The 26,074-nt window shown below is 35.2% G+C and carries 27 protein-coding genes; 5 read left to right on the top strand and 22 right to left on the bottom strand.

Annotated elements, in window-relative coordinates:
• Nucleotides 1-3 precede the first annotated feature (3 nt).
• On the top strand, nucleotides 4-3,558 hold the full coding sequence (locus QY331_02435) for a T9SS type A sorting domain-containing protein (GenBank protein WKZ70112.1): 3,555 nt from the start codon (nucleotides 4-6) through the stop codon (nucleotides 3,556-3,558).
• Nucleotides 3,559-3,658: 100 nt separating this feature from the next.
• Here QY331_02435 and QY331_02430 read toward each other — a convergent pair whose 3' ends face one another.
• The 7 genes from QY331_02430 to QY331_02400 form a co-directional block, all read right to left on the bottom strand.
• Nucleotides 3,659-4,012 carry a DUF2200 domain-containing protein gene (locus tag QY331_02430; protein ID WKZ70111.1) on the bottom strand — a complete coding sequence of 118 codons (354 nt, stop codon included), beginning with the start codon at nucleotides 4,010-4,012 and terminating at the stop codon, nucleotides 3,659-3,661.
• A gap of 91 nt (nucleotides 4,013-4,103) precedes the next feature.
• A complete protein-coding gene (locus QY331_02425) occupies nucleotides 4,104-5,558 on the bottom strand; it encodes an ATP-dependent DNA helicase RecQ (GenBank protein WKZ70110.1) in 1,455 nt (484 codons plus the stop codon).
• Nucleotides 5,559-5,647: 89 nt separating this feature from the next.
• Nucleotides 5,648-7,330, bottom strand: a complete 1,683-nt coding sequence (gene ettA / locus QY331_02420; protein ID WKZ70109.1) for an energy-dependent translational throttle protein EttA — start codon at nucleotides 7,328-7,330, stop codon at nucleotides 5,648-5,650.
• A 633-nt stretch (nucleotides 7,331-7,963) separates the two neighbouring features.
• On the bottom strand, nucleotides 7,964-8,353 hold the full coding sequence (locus QY331_02415; protein ID WKZ70108.1) for a putative zinc-binding protein: 390 nt from the start codon (nucleotides 8,351-8,353) through the stop codon (nucleotides 7,964-7,966).
• A 9-nt stretch (nucleotides 8,354-8,362) separates the two neighbouring features.
• The gene (locus QY331_02410; protein WKZ70107.1) at nucleotides 8,363-8,701 is read right to left on the bottom strand and encodes a cupin domain-containing protein; all 339 of its coding nucleotides are present in this window, start codon (nucleotides 8,699-8,701) and stop codon (nucleotides 8,363-8,365) included.
• An 18-nt stretch (nucleotides 8,702-8,719) separates the two neighbouring features.
• Complete coding sequence (locus QY331_02405; GenBank protein WKZ70106.1) at nucleotides 8,720-9,325, bottom strand: DUF6448 family protein; 606 nt, start codon at nucleotides 9,323-9,325, stop codon at nucleotides 8,720-8,722.
• Nucleotides 9,326-9,601: 276 nt separating this feature from the next.
• A complete protein-coding gene (locus QY331_02400; protein WKZ70105.1) occupies nucleotides 9,602-9,835 on the bottom strand; it encodes a 4Fe-4S dicluster domain-containing protein in 234 nt (77 codons plus the stop codon).
• 387 nt (nucleotides 9,836-10,222) lie between these two features.
• Between QY331_02400 and QY331_02395 the strand changes: the two genes are divergently transcribed.
• Together QY331_02395 and QY331_02390 are read left to right on the top strand one after the other, a co-directional pair.
• Nucleotides 10,223-11,482 carry a diaminopropionate ammonia-lyase gene (locus QY331_02395; protein ID WKZ70104.1) on the top strand — a complete coding sequence of 420 codons (1,260 nt, stop codon included), beginning with the start codon at nucleotides 10,223-10,225 and terminating at the stop codon, nucleotides 11,480-11,482.
• A 59-nt stretch (nucleotides 11,483-11,541) separates the two neighbouring features.
• Nucleotides 11,542-13,224 (top strand): formate--tetrahydrofolate ligase, encoded by a 1,683-nt coding sequence (locus QY331_02390; protein ID WKZ70103.1) that lies wholly within the window; start codon nucleotides 11,542-11,544, stop codon nucleotides 13,222-13,224.
• Between the two features lie 110 nt (nucleotides 13,225-13,334).
• On the opposite strand, the gene QY331_02385 is transcribed toward QY331_02390, so the two are convergent.
• The 5 genes from QY331_02385 to QY331_02365 form a co-directional block, all read right to left on the bottom strand.
• The gene (locus tag QY331_02385) at nucleotides 13,335-13,529 is read right to left on the bottom strand and encodes a hypothetical protein (protein WKZ70102.1); all 195 of its coding nucleotides are present in this window, start codon (nucleotides 13,527-13,529) and stop codon (nucleotides 13,335-13,337) included.
• A 55-nt stretch (nucleotides 13,530-13,584) separates the two neighbouring features.
• Nucleotides 13,585-14,361, bottom strand: coding sequence for a hypothetical protein (locus QY331_02380; protein ID WKZ70101.1), 777 nt, complete (start codon nucleotides 14,359-14,361; stop codon nucleotides 13,585-13,587).
• A 426-nt stretch (nucleotides 14,362-14,787) separates the two neighbouring features.
• Nucleotides 14,788-15,180, bottom strand: a complete 393-nt coding sequence (rnk, locus tag QY331_02375) for a nucleoside diphosphate kinase regulator (protein WKZ70100.1) — start codon at nucleotides 15,178-15,180, stop codon at nucleotides 14,788-14,790.
• A 58-nt stretch (nucleotides 15,181-15,238) separates the two neighbouring features.
• Nucleotides 15,239-15,724: a DUF5698 domain-containing protein gene (locus QY331_02370; GenBank protein WKZ70099.1), complete on the bottom strand. Its 486-nt coding sequence runs from the start codon at nucleotides 15,722-15,724 to the stop codon at nucleotides 15,239-15,241.
• Nucleotides 15,725-15,782: 58 nt separating this feature from the next.
• Entirely contained in the window at nucleotides 15,783-15,908 is a 126-nt protein-coding gene (locus QY331_02365; GenBank protein ID WKZ70098.1) for a hypothetical protein, read from the bottom strand.
• 297 nt (nucleotides 15,909-16,205) lie between these two features.
• Here QY331_02365 and QY331_02360 point away from each other — a divergent pair, with 297 nt between their 5' ends.
• Nucleotides 16,206-17,927 carry a sigma 54-interacting transcriptional regulator gene (locus tag QY331_02360; GenBank protein WKZ70097.1) on the top strand — a complete coding sequence of 574 codons (1,722 nt, stop codon included), beginning with the start codon at nucleotides 16,206-16,208 and terminating at the stop codon, nucleotides 17,925-17,927.
• 66 nt (nucleotides 17,928-17,993) lie between these two features.
• Nucleotides 17,994-18,320, top strand: coding sequence for a NifB/NifX family molybdenum-iron cluster-binding protein (locus tag QY331_02355; protein ID WKZ70096.1), 327 nt, complete (start codon nucleotides 17,994-17,996; stop codon nucleotides 18,318-18,320).
• 95 nt (nucleotides 18,321-18,415) lie between these two features.
• Here QY331_02355 and QY331_02350 read toward each other — a convergent pair whose 3' ends face one another.
• From QY331_02350 to QY331_02305, 10 genes are all read right to left on the bottom strand, one after another.
• The gene (locus QY331_02350) at nucleotides 18,416-18,901 is read right to left on the bottom strand and encodes a hypothetical protein (GenBank protein WKZ70095.1); all 486 of its coding nucleotides are present in this window, start codon (nucleotides 18,899-18,901) and stop codon (nucleotides 18,416-18,418) included.
• A gap of 160 nt (nucleotides 18,902-19,061) precedes the next feature.
• Nucleotides 19,062-21,029 carry an FTR1 family protein gene (locus tag QY331_02345; protein WKZ70094.1) on the bottom strand — a complete coding sequence of 656 codons (1,968 nt, stop codon included), beginning with the start codon at nucleotides 21,027-21,029 and terminating at the stop codon, nucleotides 19,062-19,064.
• Between the two features lie 86 nt (nucleotides 21,030-21,115).
• Nucleotides 21,116-21,571 carry a hypothetical protein gene (locus QY331_02340; protein WKZ70093.1) on the bottom strand — a complete coding sequence of 152 codons (456 nt, stop codon included), beginning with the start codon at nucleotides 21,569-21,571 and terminating at the stop codon, nucleotides 21,116-21,118.
• Nucleotides 21,572-21,619: 48 nt separating this feature from the next.
• Nucleotides 21,620-21,823, bottom strand: a complete 204-nt coding sequence (locus tag QY331_02335) for a hypothetical protein (protein ID WKZ70092.1) — start codon at nucleotides 21,821-21,823, stop codon at nucleotides 21,620-21,622.
• 242 nt (nucleotides 21,824-22,065) lie between these two features.
• Nucleotides 22,066-22,401, bottom strand: a complete 336-nt coding sequence (locus QY331_02330; GenBank protein ID WKZ70091.1) for a carboxymuconolactone decarboxylase family protein — start codon at nucleotides 22,399-22,401, stop codon at nucleotides 22,066-22,068.
• Nucleotides 22,402-22,484: 83 nt separating this feature from the next.
• Nucleotides 22,485-23,156: an FAD-binding oxidoreductase gene (locus tag QY331_02325; GenBank protein ID WKZ70090.1), complete on the bottom strand. Its 672-nt coding sequence runs from the start codon at nucleotides 23,154-23,156 to the stop codon at nucleotides 22,485-22,487.
• Nucleotides 23,157-23,217: 61 nt separating this feature from the next.
• A complete protein-coding gene (ric, locus tag QY331_02320; GenBank protein WKZ70089.1) occupies nucleotides 23,218-23,940 on the bottom strand; it encodes an iron-sulfur cluster repair di-iron protein in 723 nt (240 codons plus the stop codon).
• A gap of 42 nt (nucleotides 23,941-23,982) precedes the next feature.
• Nucleotides 23,983-25,374, bottom strand: coding sequence for an NAD(P)/FAD-dependent oxidoreductase (locus QY331_02315; GenBank protein WKZ70088.1), 1,392 nt, complete (start codon nucleotides 25,372-25,374; stop codon nucleotides 23,983-23,985).
• 17 nt (nucleotides 25,375-25,391) lie between these two features.
• Nucleotides 25,392-25,619: a 4Fe-4S dicluster domain-containing protein gene (locus QY331_02310; protein ID WKZ70087.1), complete on the bottom strand. Its 228-nt coding sequence runs from the start codon at nucleotides 25,617-25,619 to the stop codon at nucleotides 25,392-25,394.
• Nucleotides 25,619-26,074, bottom strand: coding sequence for a cbb3-type cytochrome c oxidase subunit I (locus QY331_02305; GenBank protein ID WKZ70086.1), 456 nt, complete (start codon nucleotides 26,072-26,074; stop codon nucleotides 25,619-25,621). The genes QY331_02310 and QY331_02305 overlap by 1 nt, the downstream gene beginning before the upstream one ends.

Here is a 26,074-nt window from a genome sequence, read left to right as displayed (position 1 = left end):
ATAATGAATAAGCTATATAAAATGATTGTGATTCTCGCAGTGATGTTTACTGTCACAAATATATGTGCACAAAGTGCTTATGTAACTTGGCCGCTTTCAAGCACAACGACCATTAGTCCAAGTACCCCTGTTGGAAATATTCAGGCTACCAATCAAACAATTGGGACGAGCAATCCACAAATGACTGTTAATCTGCCGTACACAACTGATGGTCAAAGATTGTACTTCCCGAACACCGGTTGGCCCGCAAGTCCCGTTGATTATACTAGATATATTCAACATGAAGTTGCACCACTTTCAGGAAACAGTTTTAATGTTCAGTATGTGTCCTTCAATTATGGAGATAATCCTCTCCCAGCAAATTTCAACATTATAGAATCCGAAGTATGGTACTCGCTCGATAATTGGAATACCAAAGTTCAACTAAACACTACTCCTTTGAGTTATCTGAATTCTTCTATGCAGACATTCTCAAAAAGCTTAAGTGTAGTTGTGGCAAGTGGACAAACTTTTTCGCTTAGAATTTTTCCATATTCTCCAAACGGTGGTATTGCAATGACTCCTTCTTTTGCAATTCATAATACTGTTCTTATTGAAGGAACAACTTCTGAAAGTTCTACTTCTATTTGTACGGATTTTGAAGATGGTAACGGTGGCTGGACAACCAATAATGCTCAAGGTACTATTATTGAGGAAGGCGATAATCATTATTTTCAAACAACCGATCAGTCAGGCGCATCTTCTTTCTATAATGAAAGCAAACCTTTAACCGGAGATTGGGCAGCATTCCTTGACGGTGGTTGCGGAACTTTATGCTGGGATGTTAATTATTTGTTTGCAGGAAACGGGAACGACGGTTCATCGCAACCGATAACTATTACGCCTGGTATTCGAATTGAGGGTAATGGTTTTTCAGCATACTTTGTAACTAACGATCTCATTACTGCCGGTGATGGCTGGCATTCTTATTGTGCTCCACTTTCAATACTTAATCCAGGAGAATCCTTACCGGCGAATTCCGAAGGTCATTGGGTGATGTCGGTTGGGACAGATAGTGATTGGAATTCAATGTTGAGTAATATAACCATGTTGAGATTATCAATCGACCCGACAAGTTATCAAGCTGAAAGATTTGGTTTTGATAACTTCTGCTTAACCAATACTGGTGATTGCGGCTCTATACCTGATCTTTGCGAATCATTAGATGCCGAGGCAATAAAAACCTCACCCGATGATTGTGACTGGAGCTTAAATCTTATTCAACCAAATGATCTTACCGGTATAACTTCAATACAAATTTTATGTTTGTTACCAAATCAATTTACAACCGGTACCGGACTTGGAACTAATTATCAAGATTGGTTTACCTCAGGATCAAACACATTTACACCTCCAAACGGAATCGTACCGGGTGGAAATCTTAATGATTTCTTTAATATGTCACTTAGCTTTGTAACTTCACCACAGATAGTCATTGTAAATTGGTTAGATGAATCAGGAGAAATAGTTTGTTCAGAAACTATTGAACTGGACTGTGAAATTTCATGCACTTCAATTCTGAGTGACACCGTAACATGTAACGGAAGTGACTATACTTATTCCTATTCATTTACAAACAATGCAGATTATGGAATATCAAGCATCGAATACACATTACAGAGTCCAGGTAATGTTACAATTTCACCGCTAACTACGAATTTATCATGGGCTGTTTCACCGGGTTCAAATTCTATTCTCCAAAACATACAAATTCTAGGAGCTTTTCCGGGTGATACCGTTAGCATTCTAGCAAAGTTCAATAGCCCCGACGGATGCTGCTGGTGTTATGAAACAATTACCGCAATTATGCCGTCTTGTATTACTGTTTGTGATTCATTAAGTGTTGAAGCACAAGGTAATCCTGATGATTGCTGTTATTCTATTTCATTAACAAATATCAGCAGTATGGAATTTTCACATGTTGAATTCGAATTAGTTTCAGGCGGAATGTTCAGTACATTTTCAACTTCGGCAACTGGTTGGGGATTTACAAATGCTTGGCCGAACAATCTTATCAAGTTGAGAAAATTTCCACCCTTCACTGAAACGATTGGTCAAGGCACATTTCCTGATGTTCTTGATATGTGTATAAGAGATTACACTTCACCAAACCAAGTTGTTGCCGTAAGATGGATGAATAACGGAGAAGTTGTTTGCACTGATACATTAATGTTTGGATGTACCCCACTAGATTTACCAATCGACAGTTGTTCGCAGGCAATTAATGGTACGTTAACATGTTTACCGGATGGAACGTTCTTGTATAAGTTCCGTGTTCAAAACAATTCCACAATTATGTCAACAGGTTACGGAATTTATCCAACAACTCCGGGAGTTACTTTTTCTAAAACATTATTTGAAAATATAAACATTCTACCGGGTCAAGTTTCACCTCTTGATAGCATAATTATATCAGGAATTGGTGGTGGAGAAGAACTTTGTTTCCAAACTGCAATATTCAATACAGTCGTACCCGGAGAAAGTGTATATAATTTCTGCTGCCATAGCGATATATTCTGTATTACTACACCCGAATGCGGCGAACCTACCGGTTGTGTCGATCCTCCTTCAGGTATGGTTGCATGGTGGACTCTTGATGAAATCTCAGGTACATCATCTCTTGATTTAGCTAGTTTTGATAATATGGGTACTCATATGAATAACCCTGTTCCGGTAGCCGCAAAAGTACTAGGTGGTTTACAATTCAGCGGTAAAAACTTTGTGGATGTCCCGCATCAATCTGAACTTAACTTTGGTACCGGCGATTTTTCTTTTGATGCATGGATACAAACAAGTAACGATGTTGGAGTACAACATCTTGTTGATAAACGAGTTAAAAATTCCGGCGGTATTTTCGGATATCTATTCTATCTTGTTGATGGAAAACTAAGTCTAAGATTGGAAGATGGAACTGCTACAGATTATGTTTCACCGGTTTTTGTGGCTGACGGTATGTTTCATCATATCGCTATAACGGTTTCCAGAAATGATCAGAACGGTATAACATTCTATCTTGACGGAGAACCAACTACTTTCGGCGATCCGACAACACACCAAGGCTCACTTGATAATAGAGGTATTCTAAGAATCGGTGCTCAATCATTTGTAGAGAATTATCCCTTCCGTGGAATTTTGGATGAGATAGAATTATTCAATCGAGCGATTACTAAAGATGAAGTTAATTCAATATATGAAGCAGGAAGTAATGGGAAATGTAAAACGACAACTGATATAAATGATGAGCAGCAAATCCCTAAAAAAATTGAATTGATGCAGTCTTACCCAAATCCGTTTAATCCATCAACTACAATTAGGTACAATTTATCTAAAGCGGGTTTTGTAAAACTTACAGTGTATGATATACTTGGAAGAGAAGTAAAAGTATTGGTCAATGAAGATCAAAATCCCGGTCAACATAACATAACATTCAATGCCGATAACTTGGCTAGTGGGATTTACATTTATACTTTAAGAACGGGAGATTTTTACCAAAGCAAGAAAATGATATTGATGAAATAGTATAGTAATTAAACAGCAATTAATTTAGAGGGACTTCGGTCCCTCATTTTATTAAAGAAATTTTTCATGATAACTTTAACCTAACTCTACACATGACGTATTATACTTTTCTCAGTATCTTTTCCATCGTTTTTCCCTTTGCTAATTCGTCGATCAGTTTGTCTAGATAGCGGATTTCACGCATTAAAGGTTCTTCGATGTCTTCCACACGGATACCGCAGACCACACCTTTAATTAAATTTCGCGAAGGGTTCAGCTTGGGAGCTTCAGCAAAGAAAGTTTCAAAGTCAGTTTGTTTTTTCAGCTGGGCTTCAAACCTTTTTTGAGTATAGCCCGTCAGCCAGCGAATTATTTCATCAACTTCCTCTTTGGTACGTCCTTTTTTCTCTGCCTTAGTAACATAATGAGGGTAAACACTTGCAAAGCTCGTTGTATATATTCTGTGTTTTGTCACCATCAATTCCTTTTAATTAGATTTTCTTAACACATTAAACTTTTCTATAGTAATGAATTTTGTGAGATTTTACAAAGAGTAATAACTAAAATCACGTAATAATATGTTGACTACACACATCACAATTCCCACAAGGTTTCTCACCGGGGAATCCGAAATAGTCTGAAATAAATATCCGCCGGCATGTAGTCGATTTGAAATAATTTACAACTGCTAGCAGCTTCTTATTATCGTTCAAAAGTTTTTCTTCCAATCGTGCATCATCTTGAAGTTCATCAGGAAGATCGTCGACAACAATTAAATCTTTATTCTCCGGACTTCCCTCAATCACCCCGTAACGGTCCAACATTGATAGAACAGTTTCAATCCTAAAATCATTTCTGTCTCTAAAACTCATCTGTTCACGTAGATAATCAACTCCCATAGAGTTGACGGTATTCAAATCGCTTTTCAAAATATCATAAACACGTGAATAGTATTCGGCATTTGGATTAGACCATTTTATAAATTCCATTTGAGTATAAAGATCCTGCTGATTGTAAAGAAGTTTACATAGTGAGTCTTTTCCATCACGTCCCGCTCTACCGATTTCTTGGTAATAAGATTCAATTGAACCGGGGACTTCGGCATGCAGCACAAATCGAATATCGGGTTTGTCTATTCCCATTCCAAAAGCATTTGTAGCCAAAATCAAATTTTCCTTACCTGCTAAAAAATCTCGCTGGGTTTGTTTTCTTTTCTTTGCCTCCAACTTACCGTGATATATTCCATGTTTGTAACCTTTGTCGCCAATCTTCTCTGAGAAATACTCAAGTGTTTTGATAAGAGAAAAATAAATTATACCAGGACCTTTATATTTATCGAGCACTTTATAAATTTCATCGAATGAATCTTTTTCATCAAAGATATCTGCTGTATCAAGTCTTAGGTTGGGGCGCTGAATTCCCTGATGAAACAATTTAATCTCATCTTTACTCAATCCAAGTTTATTAACTATGTCTTTCTGCACTGCACGGGTTGCGGTTGCTGTCAACGCAATTGTTAAAGGATTTCCCATCAACTCCCGGAATTCAGCTATGCGTGAGTAGTCGGGACGAAAATCATGTCCCCATTCCGAAATGCAATGTGCTTCATCAACAGCAAGCAGAGAAATTTTTGTTTTTTTTATCTCTTCTACAAATTCTGTTTTTCTAAATCGTTCGGGAGTTACGTAAAGGAGTTTAACTTTTCCATCGACAAATTTTTGCAATCTCTCTTTTCTTTGCGTCGGTTTAACCGTGGAGTTTATAAATTCAGCCGGAATGTTTTTCTTCTTTAAAGCGTCAACTTGATCCTGCATAAGAGCAATCAAAGGACTAATAACAATTGTCCCTCCTTCAAATATTAATGCGGGTACTTGGTAGCAAAGAGATTTACCTCCACCGGTCGGCATTAAAACAAGTGCGTGACCATTATCTAAAAGTAGTCTATTAATTATATTTTCCTGCTCACTCTTAAATGCAGAGTAACCGAAATATTTTTTAAGTATGTCTGAAGGATTTACCATATTGTTTCTCTAAAAGAATCGCTTCCGGTATTCTAAAAATTGAATACCGGATATGATATTACACTTAATGCGAAAATAGAATTCAAAAATTATCTAGTAAGTTTTTTGTATTTAATTCTTTTGGGAATATCAGCATCTTTGCCAAGTCTTTCTCTTCTATTTTCTTCGTAGTCGGAAAAATTTCCTTCAAACCACACAACTTGACTATTACCTTCAAACGCTAAAATATGTGTGCAAATTCTATCCAAGAACCATCTATCGTGACTAATAACAACTGCGCATCCGGCAAAATTTAAAAGTCCTTCTTCTAATGCACGCATTGTATTAACATCCAAATCGTTGGTAGGTTCATCAAGAAGAATAACATTTGCACCGGCTTTTAACATTAATGCGAGATGAACTCTATTTCTTTCTCCTCCGGAAAGGACTCCAACTTTTTTCTGTTGATCTCCACCACCAAAGTTAAATTGCCCAACATAAGCTCGTGAGTTTACTTGCTTGTTGCCTAATTGAATTACATCAGCCCCTTCTGAAATTTGCTGCCAGACTGTTTTATCCGGATCTAAAGATTCTCTACTTTGATCTAAATAAGCAAGTTTTACAGTTTCTCCAATTCTAAATGAACCGGAATCTGCTGCTTCTTTTGCAGTGATCATTCTAAATAAAGTTGTTTTACCTGCCCCGTTTGGGCCGATAACACCAACAATTCCACCCGGAGGAAGTGCAAAATTTAGATTTTCAAAAAGTAGTTTATCACCATAAGCTTTAGAAACATTTTGCGCTTCTATAACTACGTTTCCTAATCGAGGGCCGGCAGGTATATAAAGTTCTATTTCTTTCTGAGCTTTTTCATTTTCTTCTTTTAACATTTGCTCATAAGATGTAATTCTAGCTTTTGATTTTGCATGTCTTCCCTTCGGCGACATCCTAATCCACTCTAACTCTCTTTTCAAAGTTTTTTGTTTTTCAGTTTCTCTTTTTTCCTCTTGAGCAAGACGAATTTGTTTTTGTTCTAACCAAGAGGAATAATTCCCTTTCCAAGGAATTCCTTCACCGCGATCAAGTTCAAGAATCCAACCGGCAACATTATCTAAGAAATATCTATCATGAGTTACGGCTATAATAGTCCCGGGATAGCGGTTCAGTTCTGCTTCTAACCAAGCAACGGTTTCAGCATCAAGATGATTTGTTGGTTCATCCAATAGTAAAATATCTGGTTTTTGAAGAAGCAATCTGCACAAAGCGACACGTCTTTTTTCGCCACCGGAAAGAACCTTTACCGGCGTATCACCGGGGGGACAATTTAACGCATCCATTGCCATTTGAAGTTTTGAATCAATGTCCCAAGCTCCCATAGCATCCAGCTTATCTTGAACTTTTCCTTGTCTTTCCAGTAAGTCATTCATTTCATCGTCAGTCATTTCTTCCGCAAATTTCGTATTTATTTCGTCATACTCTTTCATTACTTCAAGAACTTCTTTAACTGCTTCTTCAACTGTTTCCTTTACTGTTTTAGATTCATCGAGCAATGGTTCTTGTTCTAAATAACCAATTGTGTATCCGGGAGAAACCGCTGTTTCTCCATTAAAATCTTGATCTACTCCCGCTAATATTTTTAGTAAAGAACTTTTTCCGGAACCGTTTAATCCTAGAACTCCAATCTTAGCACCATAGAAATATGAAAGGTAGATATCTTTTAGAATTGGTTTTTTATCGTAATACTTACTAACACCAATCATTGAATAAATGATTTTATTTGCCTCAACGCCCATTGAATCTCCATTATCGATTAATTTTTATTTTGTAAACAAACATAATGAATTTCCATTTCTGACATGCATTGTGCTTTGAATACGATTGATAAGATTTGTAAAATTCGATGACCAAAAAGTGACTAAAAAGTGTCCATAGCAGGTCAAATTAGTACGTCTACAACCACTACAAATTACAAGCGGGCACAAAAAAACCTCAAAAACGGCTTATTTTCGCTATCCTTGAGGTTTTAATTATCTGTGCGGAGAGTCAGGGAGCCTGCGCATTCCGATATTTATTGAGTTTTTGGCTTATTTTCGAAAGATTTTGGGGAAAGCGATGACCAAAAAATGACTGTCAGATATTCTTCCATGAATGGAATTTATAGATCGAAATTTACAGGGATCGGTACAACGTGCATTTATCAAAAAATGTTTGCGGAATTCATATGCGAACTTTTCAGGCTCGTTTCACGCTAATCTCGATAGTTCTTTGCGGTACTGCTGGAGTGAAATGGTACGCGACTTAACCAAAATAAAAGAGGCAGCCGAAAACATGCGGATGGCAAAAAGGTAGATTGAACTGTAATAATAACTATTAAGAAATATTTATGCCGCGAATGCCTGAATAGAAATTGACAGTCGTGGCATTTGCTACACCGTTTCTAACTCACTATATAAATCAAGTGTTTCTTCAACTATTCTTTCATAGACATCCAATTCATCTTCCAAATTAATTTTTGTATTAAATTTCTTTTTCAGATCATAATCTGTAAGAGTAATATGTTTATCCGGTTTAACCCCGATATTATTCAAACATGCCTTTGCACATTTGAGTGGGCAGCCGTCAATTACAATTATCGGTCTTCCCGATAATGCTGTCTTTACAAGTGGTTTAACTTTTCCACCTACACCAGCAATGCAGGACATTTCAGCAACTTCTTCCTCATTTATCTTAACGGCTATATCATTAGCCAGCTGGGCTACATTGCTGCAACCCGAGCATGAATATATTATCGGCTTTTCTTTTTTTCTTCTTTCCATAATTTCAGACTAATTTTTTATCATTGTCAAAAACATTTTCGTTTTCTCTTTGGCTACCAATCCGTGTGGTATGTTCGGCGGCATAATTATCATTTCGCCCGCCTTAACATTATAAGGCTTGCCGCCAATTGTAATTTCCATTTCACCTTCAATAATATTAACGACCGCTTCAAAAGGGGATGTGTGTTCAGTCAAGGACTCACCTTTATCAAATCCGAATAATGTTAAATTGCCGTTAGGTTTTTTGATGATTTGTTTACTTACAATTCCACCCGACTGATATTCAATCATTTCCGATATTTTATTTACTTCTATTTTTTCGATATCCTTATTTTCTTCATGTACCATTTTTCTACCTGTAAATTTTTAATGTGTGTGTGCTTTGTTATGTGAATCGTTATGATCTGTTGCGCCGCCGAATAACCCTTCAACATAATGAATAAAATGCACATAAGATTTTACATATTCTCTTCCGGCTTCTACATCATTAACTTCAAAATTTCTTTTTGATTGAAGATCTGTGAAATAATGTTTTACGGGTTCTTGTTTGGATTTATCATTAATATGAGAAAGTATTTCTTCAACGGAATCTTTTTCAATTGCTCTGTCCGCAGCTTCAATTCCCACGGCAGGCTGAAAATCTTCGAATTCTAATCCCGTATAACCAACTCCCTCGCTCATTCTATGAACTCTAACTACGGTTTCGTAAAAGTACATATCCGCCAATTCACGAACGTCTTCATTAATATCGCTAACTTTCACAACTTTTTTGTACAATTTTTCGATTTCAGCTTCGTCTTCCGGCTGAAGCCAAATAAAGACGTAATTAAGATTGCCAGTCTCAAGTGTTTTCTTTGCTGCATGAACAACCGGTCCTTCAACCGAGTCACAGTGTGCGGAAATGCTGTTAGAAAATAGAAATAGTAAAAAAAGCCCACTTAAGATTTTGGTCAAGTTTACTTTGTGTAACATTTTTCCTCCATTTTATCTGATTTAAATACAAATCTAGTCCGTTATGGAGACATGCGCCTTGACTTAAGTCAGTTCTTAGTTGAAAATTGCTAAATAAGAGATTGGATACTCTTGATAGGTCAAATTTTTGATGTTTTTTTATCTGTAATGAGAGAGTGGAAGTACACCACGAAAAGTCAACTATGCACATTGAATAGTATACAAAGCATACGTGGTTCTCTAAATTAAGGAGAGTTAAAATTAAGTAACACCTCAAAGCTTTTCCGCTTCTTAAGTTCAAGCCATTTTGAATATCGTTGCTGATGTTGTAGCATTCTTATATCTAACGATAGCACCTTCAACCGGACAAACATTTACGCATTGAGGTTCATTAAACAACCCAAAACACTCGGTACATTTTTCATGGTTTATCTCATATCGCATATCGTCATTTTCAAATATTGCCTCATTCGGGCATTCATGAATACACGCTGCACACGAAATGCATTCATCTGTAATTGAGTAAGCCATATTATCCTCATAAAATATTAATGTGGTTTTTCTGTTACTTCATTAGGTCAATAAGCATACCAAGATTAGAATAGTAATTCGAGAAAAAATATTATTTACATATGTTGATGGATTAAAGTAAGGACTGTTTGGTTGCAATTTTGCAATTATTAAATGAACTGATTACAATAATGCAACTTCCAGTTTCAACATACTTTATACCTTATTGTTTCTCAAAACTATTTTTGAAAAAGAGGCGCCTCAATAATCGTTTTAGTCATTGATTTAAGCGTTTGCAAAAAACCTAATCTGAGATCATAATTATACTGTGTGAAAGTAGATTGGCAGAATTATTGTCTAGATAAGAAATAAAGACTATGAAAACAACAAGAGATTTAGGAGAACATAATGGTTTCAGTGCCACCAATAGAATGGATGCAGAACAATAATCTAAAAAAGGAAAAGAATACCGAAGTTATTAACGAGCTCTTTCCCAAGGAAACAACTACAATAGCAAGGAACTTTCACAGAAAGATTAATGGCTACAAAATTACGCCATTAAAGAGCCTGCCTCATCTGGCAGATATGATTAATATAGGTGGAATATTTATTAAAGATGAATCACAAAGACTGAATTTAAACTCTTTCAAAGTGTTAGGTGGAACCTTTGCCATATATAATTATTTGATCAATTCTCTCAAGTTAGATTTTGAAGACATTCTCTTAGCAGATTTGAAATCTCAAATAATCAAAAAACAATTAGGCAACCTTAAGTTTGCTGCGGCAACAGACGGTAATCATGGGATGGGGATTGCCTGGGCTTCAAAACAATTAGGCTTCGAATCTATTATTTACGTTCACAAAAACACAACTCAAGCAAGGATTGATGCAATAAAGAACAATGGAGCCGAGGTTGTAATTGTAGATGGCACCTATGATGAAGCGGTTAAAAAGATATTTCGTGATTCTAAAAAGAATGGATGGCAAGTACTTTCAGATACTTCATGGAAAGGTTATGAAGATATCCCCAAATGGGTGATGCAGGGTTATACAACTATGCTGTCTGAAAGTCAAGAGCAGTTTGCTGCCCTTGGCATTGTAAAACCGACTCACATTTTTATTCAAGCCGGTGTTGGTGCTCTTGCCGCTTCGGTTATTGGATACTACCGTCAACTATTCGGCGTTGAATCACCAAAATTTATTATAGTGGAACCAACAAAAGCTCAATGCTTATATCGATCAGCAAAAATCTCAGATGGGAAAGTGCATAGTGATAATGGTGATTTGAATACAATGATGGCGGGATTAGCTTGCGGAGATCCAAGCCCGCTTGCATGGAATGTTTTACGAGATTATACAGATGTATTTATGATATCACCTGATTATGTTGCTGCAAAAGCAATGCGTGTTTATGGAGTCCCATTATCAGGCGACCCATTTATTGTTTCAGGTGAATCCGGGGCGGTGACTTTGGGAGCTTTAATGTTTACGATGGCTCTTCCTAAGTATGAACAATTGAGAAGTTTTTTGGATCTCAATAGTGATTCCAAAGTTTTATTAATAAACACCGAGGGGAATACTGACCCTAATGATTTTAGGAAAATTGTATGGGAAGGGAGTAACCCGGTTCCGGAAGAGTACAGAATGACAAATACGTTTCATAAATGAAACATGATAATAAATAGTATCATAATTAAAAAGTTTGATTAAATATCAGGAAAAATGCCATGTTAACTAGCCTTGAAATATCACGTAAAGTAAAATTACACGAAATCAAACATATTATTGAACGATTAAATATTTCTGAAGATGATTTTGAATTTTATGGGAAATATACGGGCAAGATAAAATTATCGATGTTAGATAAACTAAAATCACAGCCTGATGGTAAATTAATATTAGTAACTGCAATTACTCCAACAAGTTTTGGTGAAGGGAAAACTCTAACGACAATTGGTCTTGGACAAGCATTAAATAAAATTGGGAAGAACGGAATAATAGCCATAAGAGAACCCTCAGTTGGTCCCGTCTTCGGAATTAAAGGCGGTGCAGCTGGAGGAGGTTATTCGCAAGTGCTCCCAATGGAAATGATAAACTTACATTTTAATGGTGATCTTAGTGCAATTACAGCCGCACACAACTTGCTGGCAGCCATGTTGGATAATCATATTCTTAAAGGAAACAAGCTTGGTATTGATGTAACAAACATCTTGTGGAATAGAACGATGGATATTAATGATCGCTCATTAAGACAAATTGTTATTGGATTAGGTGGAAGAGTAAATGGTATTCCGAGAGAATCTAATTTTGTGATTACAGCGGCGTCTGAAGTTATGGCAATATTGGCACTTGCAACTTCTCGTACAGACTTAAAGGAAAGATTAGGAGAGATTATTGTTGGTTATTCGCACGATAAAAAAGTTGTAAAAGCAAAAGACCTTCAAGCTCATAAAGCTATGGCTGTTTTATTAAATGATGCGATTATGCCCAATCTTGTTCAAACTAGTGAAAACACACCTGCACTTGTTCATGCTGGTCCTTTCGCAAACATTGCTCATGGGACTAATAGTGTAATTGCAGATAAAATTGCTCTGAAATTGGCTGATTATGTTGTTACTGAATGCGGATTTGGTGCCGATCTGGGTGCTGAAAAATTCTTTGATATTGTTTGCCGAAGTACAGATTTTTATCCTTCCACTGTTGTGATAGTTGCGACTTGTCGTGCAATTAAATTACATGGGGGTGTTAGTGAAAAACCGGAAGAGAATCTCTATAAAGAAAACAATGAGGCATTTAAAAAGGGCCTAGCAAATTTAGAAGCGCATATTAAAAACTTGAAAATATTTGGAGTACCATTAATAGTAGCGGTGAATAGATTTCCTACTGATTTACCTAAAGAAGTGGAGATGATATTTGATTTATGTAAAAAATTGGATGTTGAATTTGCAGCACACGATGCATTTATGCATGGAGGCAGCGGTGCAGTAGAGTTAGCGAAAAAAACAGTTGCATTGGCGGATAACTATACAATTAATGATAGAAAATACTTGTATAACCTTGATCAATCAATTGAAGAAAAAATAACTGCCATTGCACAGAAAATGTACTGCGCTAAAGATGTTTACTTTGAAAAAAGAGCAAAAGCCAAAATTAAAAGATTTGTTGAACTTGGATACGGAAATCTACCTATATGTATAGCCAAAACTCAATCTTCTTTGTCTGATAATCCTAAAGCAATTGGCGTTCCGACTAACTGGTCTTTAACTGTAACAGATGCTAAACTCTCTGCAGGAGCAGGTTTTATAGTAATTATTTGCGGAGATATGATGCTAATGCCCGGGCTTCCTCAAACACCTGCTGCGGTTAATATGGATGTGGATGAAAATGGAGAAATAACAGGATTGTTCTGATTTATACCGACTTATAAACCCAATTTTTCTGATTCAGATTGATTACTATCTACGAATGAAATAAAAAATTGTAAGGCTAGGCTATAATTAAAAAGTAAAAGAAATTATAGCTAAGCCTCATCTATCTTCTTAATATTTTTATTCATTTCGATGAACTGTTTTTTTGCTTTTAGATACCCAAACATCACTAAGTTTTCCGCAACCATCAAATCAAATTCCGTTAGATTATCCCCTTTTACTTGGGTCATATATTCTTTTGCGATTACTTCAATTTCTTCGATCATATTTTTAGAGACTTTACCCATGATGTTATTTACTATCTTATAAAATAATAATGTGATTTATTTTACTATCCCTTTTTCAGTTTAAAGCCTGTTCTATTTTTTTTAATCCAGATAGCCCCATCTTTTCCGCTGACTTTATGGTTTCAACAGAAAATAGATATAGTGCTTGCTGATTTACTGCTTTAACCGAACAGTTACTAATATTGTGTTTTGAAATTAAGGTATCCCTGATATTATTTAATAGTCTTAGCTTGAAATTATTTGTGCTCATTCCTTTATCGGCAAACTCACCTATACTATTGCAGCCAATTATTTTTGAAATACTACCCTCTACTATCTCAACAATATCTTCTGTAAAGATTATATCGTCTCCCTCAAACTCAACCACTATTTCAATTGGAGAGTCCAACGGGTCTTCCAAAAAAGACAATAAAGCATGATACATTGTAACAGGAACAGTTACTTGATGTTTTCGTTTGTATTCAAACAATAAATCTTTTTCTGCTGAAAATTGGCAAAAACATTTCTTTATTTTATTATTAGACTTAAAGGACATGTTATTAATGAAATAGGGATATTCATAGGAGATGCTTGTTTTTTCTGCATTAATTGAATTACAGTAATCCATTATCTCTTTTGTAAGTTGATATATCCCGATAGATTCGTTTCTGGAGCTGATAACTTGAATTATCTTTTTTGCAAATTCACCTCCGTACGCTAATTCTATTGCGGAATCAATTGAGATGTTCGCTATGGTTTTCTCTCCATTGTAATGATCTTTTGACCTTACTTTTATTGGAAAGTAGAGATTTCTTATTTTCACTTTGATGTGAGAGTTTGGCTCATTTTTCATTTTACTCCTCACTTGTATTAGTTTATAATTTTGAAAATACTGAATCTTGATCAAGCTTATTCTTGTGATTTGGTATTTATCCTACTTCTATTCCATGTTAAGTACTTATTTGCGATTCCAATTAGAACCAGAATCGATGAGACAAGCATCATTGCTAGTAGGACCTTATATATTACAATACTAATTATCGAGTTCATAATTTTACGAGACCATATTTAGAATATAGTTTTTGATTTTTGTTTAAGTGCTCTATTATAATCTTGCTTTAAATCAACAGTACTTCAGTATACTTATAATCTTTTGGTTACTTAAGCTTGCTTGGATTTTTTTAAATGTTGTTCCTACAATTAGTCCTTAACTTGATCTTCCGCATACTAATGATAAATCATAATCTTAACAAAAAATTACCATAGCTATGTTTTTATTTTATTCTTTTGATACTATTTCTAGTATTTCTAATCTCCTTTTACCAGCAGGCACTTTCCATTCAATAATCTCTCCTACCTTATAACCCAACATCGCTGTTCCAATGGGTGCGAAAATTGATATTTTATTTTCCGCAATATTGGCCTGATCAGGATATACAAGGGTATATGTAAACTCCACGCCGGACTTAAGATCTTTTAAACGTACCGTTGAGTTCATTGTAATTATGTCGTTAATTCTTTCTTCGTCAGTAATAACCTCAGCACGTTCAACCTCAGACTTAAGATCTTGTATAGTCTTTTTGTCCAATTGTCTATATCCGCTTGAAAAAGAAATTAACTTCTTTAGCTTAGTTTTATCTTCTTTCGTAATGTAAATTGCTGTACTATTCATTTTTTTATCCCATAGATTATTTTAAGTGTCAGATTTATGAAGACTAGAATCAAACTTTCTATTTCCTAACTCCATGAATAAATCCTCGTAATGGTGAAGCCGGCAAAATATTTATGAAACCTGATGGATCAATCTCTTCAACGATAGCTTTTAACCTTTTGAACATTCTCTTACTAATAATAGTGTGGATGACATTAACTCCACCATTTATACCATTTGCAGGCATTACAGTAACACCAAACTGTTTATTTCTCAGTGAGTCGACTATTAAATCAGTTTTTAAATTAGAGATAATATTAACCTGAACATATCCTATTCCAATTTTTTGTTCTATAGTTATACCCAGAATTGTTCCAAAACCGAATCCAGAAGCGTACCCCAGTAAATTCAGGGTATTATCCATGTGCTCGACTATGTATTTCATTGCAAAGATCCAAACAAGTACCTCAAAGAAACCGGCAATACCAGCATGATATTTTCTTGATTGAACCACAAAAACAGTTCTTAACGTTCCTAGAGTTACGTCGCAAATACGTAGCAACATTATAATTCCTGCACTGAATATTAATTCCATTAGTATACCCTATGTTTAAATGTTCCTCTTATTTTAGAAGTTCATTTATTTTCTTTTGTTCACGTTTTTGCCTTTTTTCAGCTTTTCGCTCTTTCATAGTTTTTGTTGCTTTCTTCTTAAGAGTTATCTTTCTGTTACTTTGATTCTTAGCCATTTCATACTCCATTTAATTATAAGTTTTCATTTTGATTTGAGTAGCCTATCAGTATTTACATAATTAACAAAAAGAGGGCCAAGTTATACGCTGGAGAAGTCCTAATCAATCAACTGTTTTGGAATTGTTTGAATGGAGAGATTGCAGAACTGAAACGAAAAGAACTAAGCTGATTACATTCTTGCAACCTTTTTGATAACGTGGGGAATATCAAATTGTTTCTGTAATTTTACAAATAGTCTTTGAATATATTAGAGCACTGTGTTAAACTAATTCAATAATAATTTTCTAGCAGACATGAATAAAAATAGTCTTCAAATCGACTCTTTAGCGGCAGATGGTGTCATTGCAATTAATAAGGAACAAAAAGTAATTGTTTTTGATGATGCTGCTTGTAGAATTACAGGATTTGGAAGTAATGAAGTTATTTCAAAGGATATAAGTTTTTTATTTCCAAAAGAAAATGAAAGAGAAGTATATATAATTAGCAGTTTATCCACCGGTGAATTTTTCTCGAATATTTCTTTAACAATTACATGCACGGATAATAAAGAACTATTAATAACCGCTTCAATTACTCCCTTAATACAACCAAATCAAGGTATTATTGGACTAATAATGGTTTTCAGAGATACCAATGAAACTCTTTCTCTACAAAAAGCCCTAGCTGCTAAGAAAGATGAAGTAATACAGGAAAAAAATAAACTTGAAATTATTTTTAATAGCCTTTTAGAGGGAACTTTTACAGTTAATACAGAGTGGGAGATTACTGCTTTCAATAAAGCTGCTGAACAAATAACCGGGTTTACAGAAAAAGAAGCTATAAATAAAAAATATTGGGAAATTCTACTTTCAGAGGATAGTAAGCAAGACGCACAACTGAAATCATTTATAGCAGAGCACTACTCTAACTTATTAAGAGAAACAACTATTATAAGAAGGAATGGAACTCGTGTGCCGGTTAGAATTAACTCTGCCTCTCTATTAAATACTGCCGGAGAAAAAATAGGACGTGTTGTAACCTTTGAAGATATTAGTGTCGTCAAAAATCTAACTGATCATATTACCGAAAGGTATCATTTCAAAAACATCATTGGGCGCAGCAAGTCGATGTTAAAAGTTTACAATCTTATGCAAAATGTTGTTAACACCGATAGTACTGTTCTTATTACCGGAAAAAGTGGAACCGGCAAGGAGATTATTGCCCGATCAATTCATATTAATAGTGAAAGGAAGTCGACACCTTTTGTTGCTGTAAATTGTTCTGCTTTTGCCGAGACATTGTTGGAAAGTGAACTATTTGGTCACGAAAAAGGTGCTTTTACCGGTGCCATTCGCACAAAACCGGGACGTTTTGAACTAGCCGGAGAAGGTACTTTATTCATTGACGAAATCGGTGATATTCCATTATCAATTCAAGTTAAGTTATTGCGCGTATTAGAAAATAGACAATTTGAGAGAGTCGGCGGAACTGAAACTATTGAGTTAAAAGCCAGAATAATTTCTGCAACTCACAGAAATTTAGAAAAGGAAATTAGGGAAGGGCGCTTTAGGGAGGATCTTTTTTATAGAATAAATGTCATTAATATCCATCTGCCACCTCTAAAAGAACGGCGTGATGATATTCCAAGCTTGATTAATCACTTTATAGAAAAATTCAACAAAAAATTCAAAAAGGATATTCATTATATCTCACCAAATGCTTTAAAGCTTGTTTCCAACTATGAGTGGCCCGGCAATATTCGAGAATTGGAAAATGTAATTGAGCATGCATTTGTTGTTTCAAATTCGGAAGCGATTCATACTGGGCACCTGCCTGAAAGATTCCAGAATACGTCTGGGGAATTAGACCATACAGACGAAAGGGAATTAGTTGAAAAACCACTGGATAATGCAGAAAAGGAACTAATCGAAAGCATGTTAAAGAAATTTAATGGTAACCGTATCAAAACCGCTGAGGCTTTAGGTATAAACAAAACCACATTATGGAGAAAGATGAAAAAATTCAATTTAAAGTGAGATTGAAGAGTTAGATTTTCTTTGGCCTAATTGTTGCTAAAATATTCATATATAATAGAGGATTTGATGAGAATAGCAGTCTGTTCAATAGGCGAAGGAAAGTTACCCATTATAGCGGAATCCATTTCTACAACGAGACTCTTTATTGTCTTCGACTTATTAGAAAACAAAATATTGGAGAAAATAGCTAATAATTATAGCACCTCACCAAGCTCGGAAATCTTTAGTGCCCAACTCTTAATTAGCAAAGGTGTTAATGCGGTGGTTTGTAAAAAAATCGAAGAAAATGCAAAAAAGCTTTTTGATGCTGCGGATGTAAAGGTGATAGAAAACTTTGATCACGAACTTGATGGAATTCTTAATGAGATTTTTATGGTCTATCACAATCTCTGATTATCTAATCTATAAATTAGCCAAAAGGGAAGTGGTAAGCATAAAATATTATACAACTGATTCACTTTCAGTATGTTTATTAGATAATATCTTAATTAAATAATTCCATGAACCGCATTGATCATCAAAAGGAAGATTATAATTAATATAGTTAACCCTATTCTTGGAACAATTTTCATTTTCAGATGCACTTCTGCTAATTTCTCATTCTCTCCCTGCTTACCAAGCATGATTTTTTTTGCTAGTTTATTTTCCAAGAAGAAATGAAATATAGTCAACAAAATTCCAAGAGAACCGCCAATTAGAATTGATAACCCCCATCTACCATCCAGTAAAACTTCAAGGTTCCCTTTTGTAAGATAAAAAACCATGTACAAGCCTGTAATAACTACAGTCGCAGATAAGATTGAAGCAAGCTTAAAGACTCTGGGGAATATTGAAGTGATTACCCGTTTTCTTAAATCCCCTTCGTATTTTGAAAGAACAGGTAAAAGTATAAAATTGAGAACTAAAACTTCGCCCAACCAGAGTGCTCCGGCTAACTGATGTATTGTTCTTATAATTATGTAAAATTCATACATTATTTTCTTGTCCTTCTTCTAATTTCATTGAAATGCTGTTTTTGATTATCTTATTTGATTCGCATTGTAAAAATAGTCGGCACTCAAAATGAGTTCCTTGACTTAAGTCAGTTGTGGTAAGATTATTTTTGGGATTGTGTAAAAACCGGATAATGCCGGATCATTTTTTATATTTATTAACTACTCGCCTTTTTACAGGGATTCTGCCCGCGTATTTCCAAAGAATAATTGTTAAAATTAATAAAGCAATTTGTGAAAAAGTTGTTTCTACCGTGGGATAAAATCCGATAAAGCTAAGTTTTAAGTGATCGGTAATTTGAGTCACTCCAATATATCCTCCCTCTTGTAAGGAGTGAATTGCTTTCCCCATTATGATAATAGATAGTACAGCTAAAGTAAAAGCTGAATATTTGAAAAGCTTAGCTATGGGTAGTTTTACCGCAAACTTTACGGCAGCCCATGAAATGGTCAAAACAACTAACAAAGAAATACCCGCACCAAAATAGCTGCCGTTCATTCCACCTTCACTTGATTCTAAATTTATTGTTGATAAGAAAATAACAGATTCAAAAGCCTCGCGGAATACAACAACAAACGAAAGCACAGCCAGCCCGATCAAATTTTTACCGCGTACTAATCTAACTATTTTGTTTTCAACAAAGTCTTTCCACCGTTTTGCTTCGGTTTTACTGTGAAGCCAAAATCCAACGTAAAGAAGAATTAAAACAGGAAAGAGAGAACCAAATCCTTCCATTAATTCTCTATTTTGCGCACCGAATGAGATTATCAGATTGACAAAAAACATGCTTACTATTCCGATAAATAGCGCAGATATCCATCCTGCATGAACAAATTTTTCCGCCCAGCCTGCACCTACGGATTTAAGCACACTTAGTATTGTAATTATAATTAGAAAGGCTTCTATTCCCTCGCGCAATATTATTGAAGCGGCTAGTGCAAATGATACCCAAAATGTGAATTTTTGTTCGGTTAACAAGTGACTTGCTTTGTTAATTAGATTCACTGTCTCGGCAACTGAAGCATTCAATTTTTTTACTTCTATCCCGCCACTTATTTCCGATCTAATACGAAACATGGCTGATTCGATTTCATTCTTCAAATTGGGGTCTATGCTTTGAAGCTGCGACTCAAACGGCTCTATACCTTCTAGATATGCAGCGAGTGCCCTTTCTTCTGCTATTTCTATACTGCCTTTTTCATATTGCTTGCGTGCACTCTCCAACATTTTTGCTGCGATTTCAATTGTTACTTTCTTTTGATGTTCCGGCTTGTGCAAGCGTAAGGATGCAATTGTATTTTTGTAATTATCGTTTTTATCAATAAGCTTCTCAGATAAAAGTCCTTCATCGCTGTAGAGTGCAAGTTCTTCAAACGAAACCTTTGTAGAAGCAGAATTAATTACCTGTACTAACTCTGTTGAATTTTCGTAATCATTTAGATAGCGAAGCGCACTTACGTAAAAAGCAACATCCCAAATTTGTTCATCTGTTAAATTATCGAATGGGGGCATTGCTGTTCCGCTTACGCCTAATCGGACTGTGTTATAAATTTGCAGAGGTGCTATTTTTCTCATAAGTGAATGATCCAGCATATCGGCTGGAGCGGGATTTAGATTTTTTATTACCGCAGTCTCTTTCACTCCTTCTGAACCATGACACGAAGCGCAATTTTCATCAAAAAGATTTTCCCCGTTTATAATATCCGGCCAGTGTTTTGGGGTTACAGATATCAAATTCAATTTTAAAATCGCTTTTTTAATAGATGTGGAAATGCGCGCTAATTCATTAGCATTAATTTTGTTATTAATTGATCGACTTAACATGAGGATGGATTTCTCAATCTTATTCTCACTTTCAAATACTAATTGGGAAGCAACAACACTAAATAATTTTTCAATCTCTTCCCCAAATTCCTTCATCTCCTCGTATTCCATTTCATTGATAATTTTGCCATCCGAAATTGCATTGGGATAGTCCGTACCGATGTAATCGAGAAGGCTAATTAGTGACCTAACTTTAGTTTTATCTACTGGCTGAGCAAATATGGTAGTAAAATTGGTTAAATATATTGTGAGTACTATAAAGATAGTATTTATTATGCTTTTCATTCTTAACTCATCTTTCAAACATTCCTTCATCTTCTTAGAGTAATTTTCATTCATACGGTTACAAACTATTTTATTGGGTCAGAAAATCAAGAAATATACTGCTTTACCGATTTAAACAAACCCATCCCAAAAATTATGAGCGAGATAACTTTTATTACCTCCAATGCAATAAATAAAAAATGAATATTTGATCCGGGTACACTTTGATTATTTATATACAGATCAGCTCTTTCACCGAGAATAGGAAGCAGCCAAAATGTTTGGATCAATAAAATAACAACTGGTAGAAAATATGCTAAATTATGGATAGTAATTATTTTTCCATCTGCCAATACAAAATTCAATATAATAATGAATGCCAATGCCCATTCAACTTTATTCAGCGCCCCGAATACAAGTTTCCCGATTCCAAGACCAAGCGGGAGCGTAATACCGGGTGCCTTAAATTTAAGCCAAGCTTCTAAAAAACTGATTGCCGATACAAAACCGATCCACATAAATACTGATACTACCGCAAATGGAAATTTTATTTGATATATCATTTTTCTTTGCTCCAATCTTGCTTAAAAAACAAAGTAATTAGCTGCCATCTAAAGTTGAACAATTGTGAGAGCAAAAGATGAATCATCCGGTGCCTCCACATCATGAAAAATTGCTCTATCTAAAACGATCATACTGTTTGATTTAATTCTAGTTTTTGTATCTCTGACAGCAAAATTAAGATTACCGAACAGCAGAAACAGAGTTATCGCTCCTTCGACCTTGTGTTCGAGCAGCGAATCACCTTTACGCAACTAAATTAATATTACCCGCAGCTTATTATTTTTCCGAAGAGTAACAGCCTTGCGGTCTACGTTCAACCAACCGAATTCTTTTAATAGTTTTTTAATTTCATCATTGATTGAAAATTTTAACAAAGGCATCTTCAGTATTCCCCTACCTAAATTTTCTCTTTCCGATTTATACAATTTTATTTCACGTTCAAAAAAAGATCAAATAGATATTTTGCTACTAAGTCGCTTGCATCATAGCAAAATTAGGATTTGTCCATTTCATCCATAGCAATGCCTGCGTGTGCATAGGCTGCACCTGCGCGCATTTCTGCAGCAATCCAAATTGCTTCCATAATTTCTTCTTTGCTGGCTCCGCTCTGCATTGCCTGCTTTGTGTGCGCTCTTATACAATAAGGACACTGTGTAATATGAGCAGATGCAACCGCTATAAGCTGTTTTGTTTTTATATCGAGCGCCCCTTCTTCAAAAACAGTTTTACTGAAATTGCGCCATGTACTAATAATATTTGGTGACAAAGATGCTTTTTCATCATTCAGTTTTTTGCTTGTTGAAGGATATAGGTTTTCCGTTTTCATCATAAATTCTTTTTAATTTTTTCTTAGATAACACTTATAAATAATTTACCGTATGTTTTATTCGCAGGCAGCTTTCAGATGATCAACTAAAATTGTTCCTTAATAATCGCATCTTTATCAACCTTAAGATTTGCTAGTTGCTTTTCTAAAGCTTCCATCATTGGCGGAGGTCCGCATAGATAAAACTTTTTATCAAAATCTTTTACCGATGATTTTAGAAACTCTTCGGTTATAAAGCCCTCGGCATAACCTTCGGCATTTTCATCCGACAAAATATTTATGAAATTTTTACCCAGCATTCTGCTGAATTCATCTTTGTGAATTATATCATCCGATGTTTTGTTTGCAAATATTAATCTATTGCTGCCAATTTTATTCTCAGCTTCCAGCTTTCGTAAAATTGCAATAAAGGGCGTAATACCGGCACCGCCTGCAATAAAAGTTCCTTCGCCCTTGTATTCTATTGCTCCCCAAGACTCGCTTATAATAAGTTCGTCACCCGATTTTAGTTGTCCTATTTCTTTTGTAACGCCCTTATGATTGTTATATATTTTTATAGTAAACTCCAGATAATCCCAATCATTTAATCCTGTAAATGTAAATGAACGTTTTTGATTGGTGAAGTTGGGTTTGTTTACTGCAACATCAGCCGCCTGCCCAGGTGTAAATTTATACCCATTTGGTTTTTCTAACTTCAACACTTTTACATCATGAGTATCATTTTGGACACTGAGTATTTTCAATTTAAAATCACTCATACCCATCTCCTTAATTATATTCAAAAGATATTGTTTTGTTTAAAACCCAATCGGCAATTCTTTACTTCATCATTTTTTCATATTCAATAGCTTTCGGAAATAGAATGTTATTTTCTAAATGAATATGCAGATGCAGGTCATCTTGGAACTCCTTCAGCAATGCAAACGTAACGCGATAAGTATTACATCCATCTGCGGGCGGTGTGTAATTATTTGATATCTCTGCTATTTGTCTAAATCGTTCTCCCTCGTTATCATGTTCATGCATCATAGCTTGAATTGGGTTTTCGACTGTTCCGAATTGGGGTAAATCTATCTTTTCATTATTTTGTTTTGCGGCAGCCATTTTTCTAACATAAGGGAACAAAATTAATTCTTCCTTTTTCATGTGCATTGCCAGTTCGCCGGCAGACTTATTAAAGTGTTCATTTATTTCAAAAAGCTCCGGATGATTTTCACCATGTACCTTACAGAGTTTTGCAAGATATTGTTTTAATTCCGGTGTTTTTACTTCTACATATCGATGATGTTTTTTCTCAATATAATCTGCAAGTAAATCAAGTTCCCAGGAATCAAAATCTACAGATCCATTATTGTTGTTTTGTTTTACGGAATTTAGCTCCGAAATAATTTTATCCGCATCTAAATTTTTTACTGATAGTACTTCGTTAAAAATTTTTCCGCCGTTGCAGCAAAAATCAATTTTATGCGATTTAAATATCTCCGCTGTCCGGTAATCTTCCGTAACAATTTCTCCAACTGTTTTTTTCAATAATTCGTTCACTGATGCTCCTTAAATTTATTAATATGATTTTTATAAATTAGTTTAGTATGTAATCCAATTTCTGCTTTCTTTTCTGAGCAGAAAAATATGTTTCTCTTTAATAGCTGCTTTGAGAAGTCTTCCGAGAAAACCCACAAAGGTTACTTTTTTGATTAGGGGGAGAGCCATCCACCCAATTGCTAAATGTTTACCTAAACTAACTACCTCGCCTGTTACTTTTGGGTAATATTTCTTTTTCTGCCTACCTGTTGTTTCGCTAAAAATATTTATTGCAACCACCCTACCCTGCTGCAGCGCAAATTGTGCAGCGGCAGGAACCGTTTTGCCGGTGTAAGGATTTATTGCGTTTGCACTATCACCTATTACATAGATATTATTATCACTTTTTGCATGCAGATGTTCATCGACAATTACTTTACCTGTTTGGTCGGTTTCTAACCCGCCGTTTTTCAAAAGTTCCGAAACACGAATGCCGCCTGTCCAAATAAAGTTTTTTGTTTTAATTTCTTTTCCATCGGCAAGCACAATTTCATCTTTTGTGCGTCGTGCAATTTTGGTTTTAGTTAAAACCCGTACCCCCTTATTTATTAGTTTCTCTTTAATTTTTTGAGAATATCCCGGCTCCATAAAAGGAACAAGTCTATCAGCAGCCTCGATTATTATTATTTCCAATTCATCATTTCTTACATTATAATTTTTAATGCAAGCCGAAGTATGATCGGCAAGCTCTCCGGCAAACTCAACACCCGAAAGTCCGCCGCCGCCGATTACAAAACGTAATTTATTCTTTCTAATCATCGAATCATTTTCGGAAGCTGTTTGGGCACATATTTTTGAGATATGGTTATAAATTTTATCTGCATCTTGCAAAGTTTGTAACGGTAAGGAATGCTCTTCCATTCCGGGGATATCATAATAATTAACCTTACTACCGATTGCTATAACCAAAAAATCATAGCCGATAAACTTCGAATCCATTTCTATTTGTTTATGCTTAATATCAATATTGATTACAGTACCGATGTGAAACGAAATGTTTTTCTTTCGTAAAATTCGGTCTAATGGAATTGAGACCTCTTCTTTGCGAACAGCCGCTTCATGAAGCTGTGTTTTTATTGTGTGATAGGGATTCTTGTCTATTAAATGAATTTTATATCTGCAATCTTTTCTAAGGTATTTTTCTAAGCGTAAAGCTGCTGTTAAACCGCCGTAGCCTGCGCCAATTATTACAATGTTCCCGTTCCCTGTTGATTCAGATTGTTTTGATTGGAGTGGTTCCTGTACTTCATTATTATTCTCAAAATATCTAGGTATAAGGTCATTAAACACTTCACGATAATGCTGACGCGCAATTATATGGTCCTTTCCCCTGTATTCAATATGCATGAAATCATCTAAGAATTCGGCAAGTGTTTCATCTTTAATTGAATTCATTCCAACCTCGGTAGATTTTAATTGACTTCAATTGCATTCATTGGACAAACTGCGACACATTTTATTTCGTTCAACTGTGAACATTCATCACAAATTTCCGTAACTATAAAATAATGATCCTCCGATAAAGACGGAAATATAATGCCGTTTACATCTCGCTCTTTGCCGGGTTCCAATACCGCATCACGCGGGCATTCGACCGCACAGGCGGTGCAATTTATACAATCATCGGTTATAAGCATCATTAAAATTTTTCTCCTTTCGCTTCTCTATACTGGCTGCCGACAGGTCTTATTCTTCCCCACATCGAATAAAAGAAGAGCGTCATAGCAATCACTTGTAAAGTGGAGGCAATCGTTACAATAACATTGAGCCACCGAACAAAATAAAACGACAATGCTGCTTGCGAAATAAATCTTAGCGCAGTTGCCGTTGTCATCATCCAGTACACAATTAAAATTAAATCGGGATTGTATCTCTTGTCTTTCTTTTCAGCACGGGGGAAAAACCATAATGCAACGCCCATAATCATCATCATTACCGAACCAACTAAGATTACGTGAGTATGCGCCGATACCAAATCATAACTATAACCAGTTTCAAAAACATTTTTTGCAAACGACATATATAATCCGGTTGATATTCCGAGGATTAAAAATATTATGCTGGTTTTTACAAAATATCTTACTGTGGTAAACAT

The sequence above is a fragment of the Melioribacteraceae bacterium genome (assembly GCA_030584085.1).
Lineage (GTDB): Bacteria > Bacteroidota > Ignavibacteria > Ignavibacteriales > Melioribacteraceae > SURF-28.
The sequence above is the reverse complement of the archived record's forward strand: the minus strand, read 5'-3'. Positions and strand labels throughout refer to the sequence as shown.

Excerpts from the sequence above, each read along its gene's own strand:
- QY331_02435 (WKZ70112.1), top strand. The coding sequence starts at position 4 with ATGAATAAGCTATATAAAATGATTGTGATTCTCGCAGTGATGTTTACT.
- QY331_02425 (WKZ70110.1), bottom strand. The coding sequence starts at position 5,558 with ATGGTAAATCCTTCAGACATACTTAAAAAATATTTCGGTTACTCTGCA.
- ettA (WKZ70109.1), bottom strand. The coding sequence starts at position 7,330 with ATGGGCGTTGAGGCAAATAAAATCATTTATTCAATGATTGGTGTTAGT.
- QY331_02415 (WKZ70108.1), bottom strand. The coding sequence starts at position 8,353 with ATGGAAAGAAGAAAAAAAGAAAAGCCGATAATATATTCATGCTCGGGT.
- QY331_02410 (WKZ70107.1), bottom strand. The coding sequence starts at position 8,701 with ATGGTACATGAAGAAAATAAGGATATCGAAAAAATAGAAGTAAATAAA.
- QY331_02405 (WKZ70106.1), bottom strand. The coding sequence starts at position 9,325 with ATGTTACACAAAGTAAACTTGACCAAAATCTTAAGTGGGCTTTTTTTA.
- QY331_02400 (WKZ70105.1), bottom strand. The coding sequence starts at position 9,835 with ATGGCTTACTCAATTACAGATGAATGCATTTCGTGTGCAGCGTGTATT.
- QY331_02395 (WKZ70104.1), top strand. The coding sequence starts at position 10,223 with ATGGTTTCAGTGCCACCAATAGAATGGATGCAGAACAATAATCTAAAA.
- QY331_02390 (WKZ70103.1), top strand. The coding sequence starts at position 11,542 with ATGTTAACTAGCCTTGAAATATCACGTAAAGTAAAATTACACGAAATC.
- QY331_02385 (WKZ70102.1), bottom strand. The coding sequence starts at position 13,529 with ATGGGTAAAGTCTCTAAAAATATGATCGAAGAAATTGAAGTAATCGCA.
- QY331_02380 (WKZ70101.1), bottom strand. The coding sequence starts at position 14,361 with ATGAAAAATGAGCCAAACTCTCACATCAAAGTGAAAATAAGAAATCTC.
- rnk (WKZ70100.1), bottom strand. The coding sequence starts at position 15,180 with ATGAATAGTACAGCAATTTACATTACGAAAGAAGATAAAACTAAGCTA.
- QY331_02370 (WKZ70099.1), bottom strand. The coding sequence starts at position 15,724 with ATGTTGCTACGTATTTGCGACGTAACTCTAGGAACGTTAAGAACTGTT.
- QY331_02365 (WKZ70098.1), bottom strand. The coding sequence starts at position 15,908 with ATGGCTAAGAATCAAAGTAACAGAAAGATAACTCTTAAGAAGAAAGCA.
- QY331_02360 (WKZ70097.1), top strand. The coding sequence starts at position 16,206 with ATGAATAAAAATAGTCTTCAAATCGACTCTTTAGCGGCAGATGGTGTC.
- QY331_02355 (WKZ70096.1), top strand. The coding sequence starts at position 17,994 with ATGAGAATAGCAGTCTGTTCAATAGGCGAAGGAAAGTTACCCATTATA.
- QY331_02350 (WKZ70095.1), bottom strand. The coding sequence starts at position 18,901 with ATGTATGAATTTTACATAATTATAAGAACAATACATCAGTTAGCCGGA.
- QY331_02345 (WKZ70094.1), bottom strand. The coding sequence starts at position 21,029 with ATGAAAAGCATAATAAATACTATCTTTATAGTACTCACAATATATTTA.
- QY331_02340 (WKZ70093.1), bottom strand. The coding sequence starts at position 21,571 with ATGATATATCAAATAAAATTTCCATTTGCGGTAGTATCAGTATTTATG.
- QY331_02330 (WKZ70091.1), bottom strand. The coding sequence starts at position 22,401 with ATGATGAAAACGGAAAACCTATATCCTTCAACAAGCAAAAAACTGAAT.
- QY331_02325 (WKZ70090.1), bottom strand. The coding sequence starts at position 23,156 with ATGAGTGATTTTAAATTGAAAATACTCAGTGTCCAAAATGATACTCAT.
- QY331_02315 (WKZ70088.1), bottom strand. The coding sequence starts at position 25,374 with ATGAATTCAATTAAAGATGAAACACTTGCCGAATTCTTAGATGATTTC.
- QY331_02310 (WKZ70087.1), bottom strand. The coding sequence starts at position 25,619 with ATGATGCTTATAACCGATGATTGTATAAATTGCACCGCCTGTGCGGTC.
- QY331_02305 (WKZ70086.1), bottom strand. The coding sequence starts at position 26,074 with ATGTTTACCACAGTAAGATATTTTGTAAAAACCAGCATAATATTTTTA.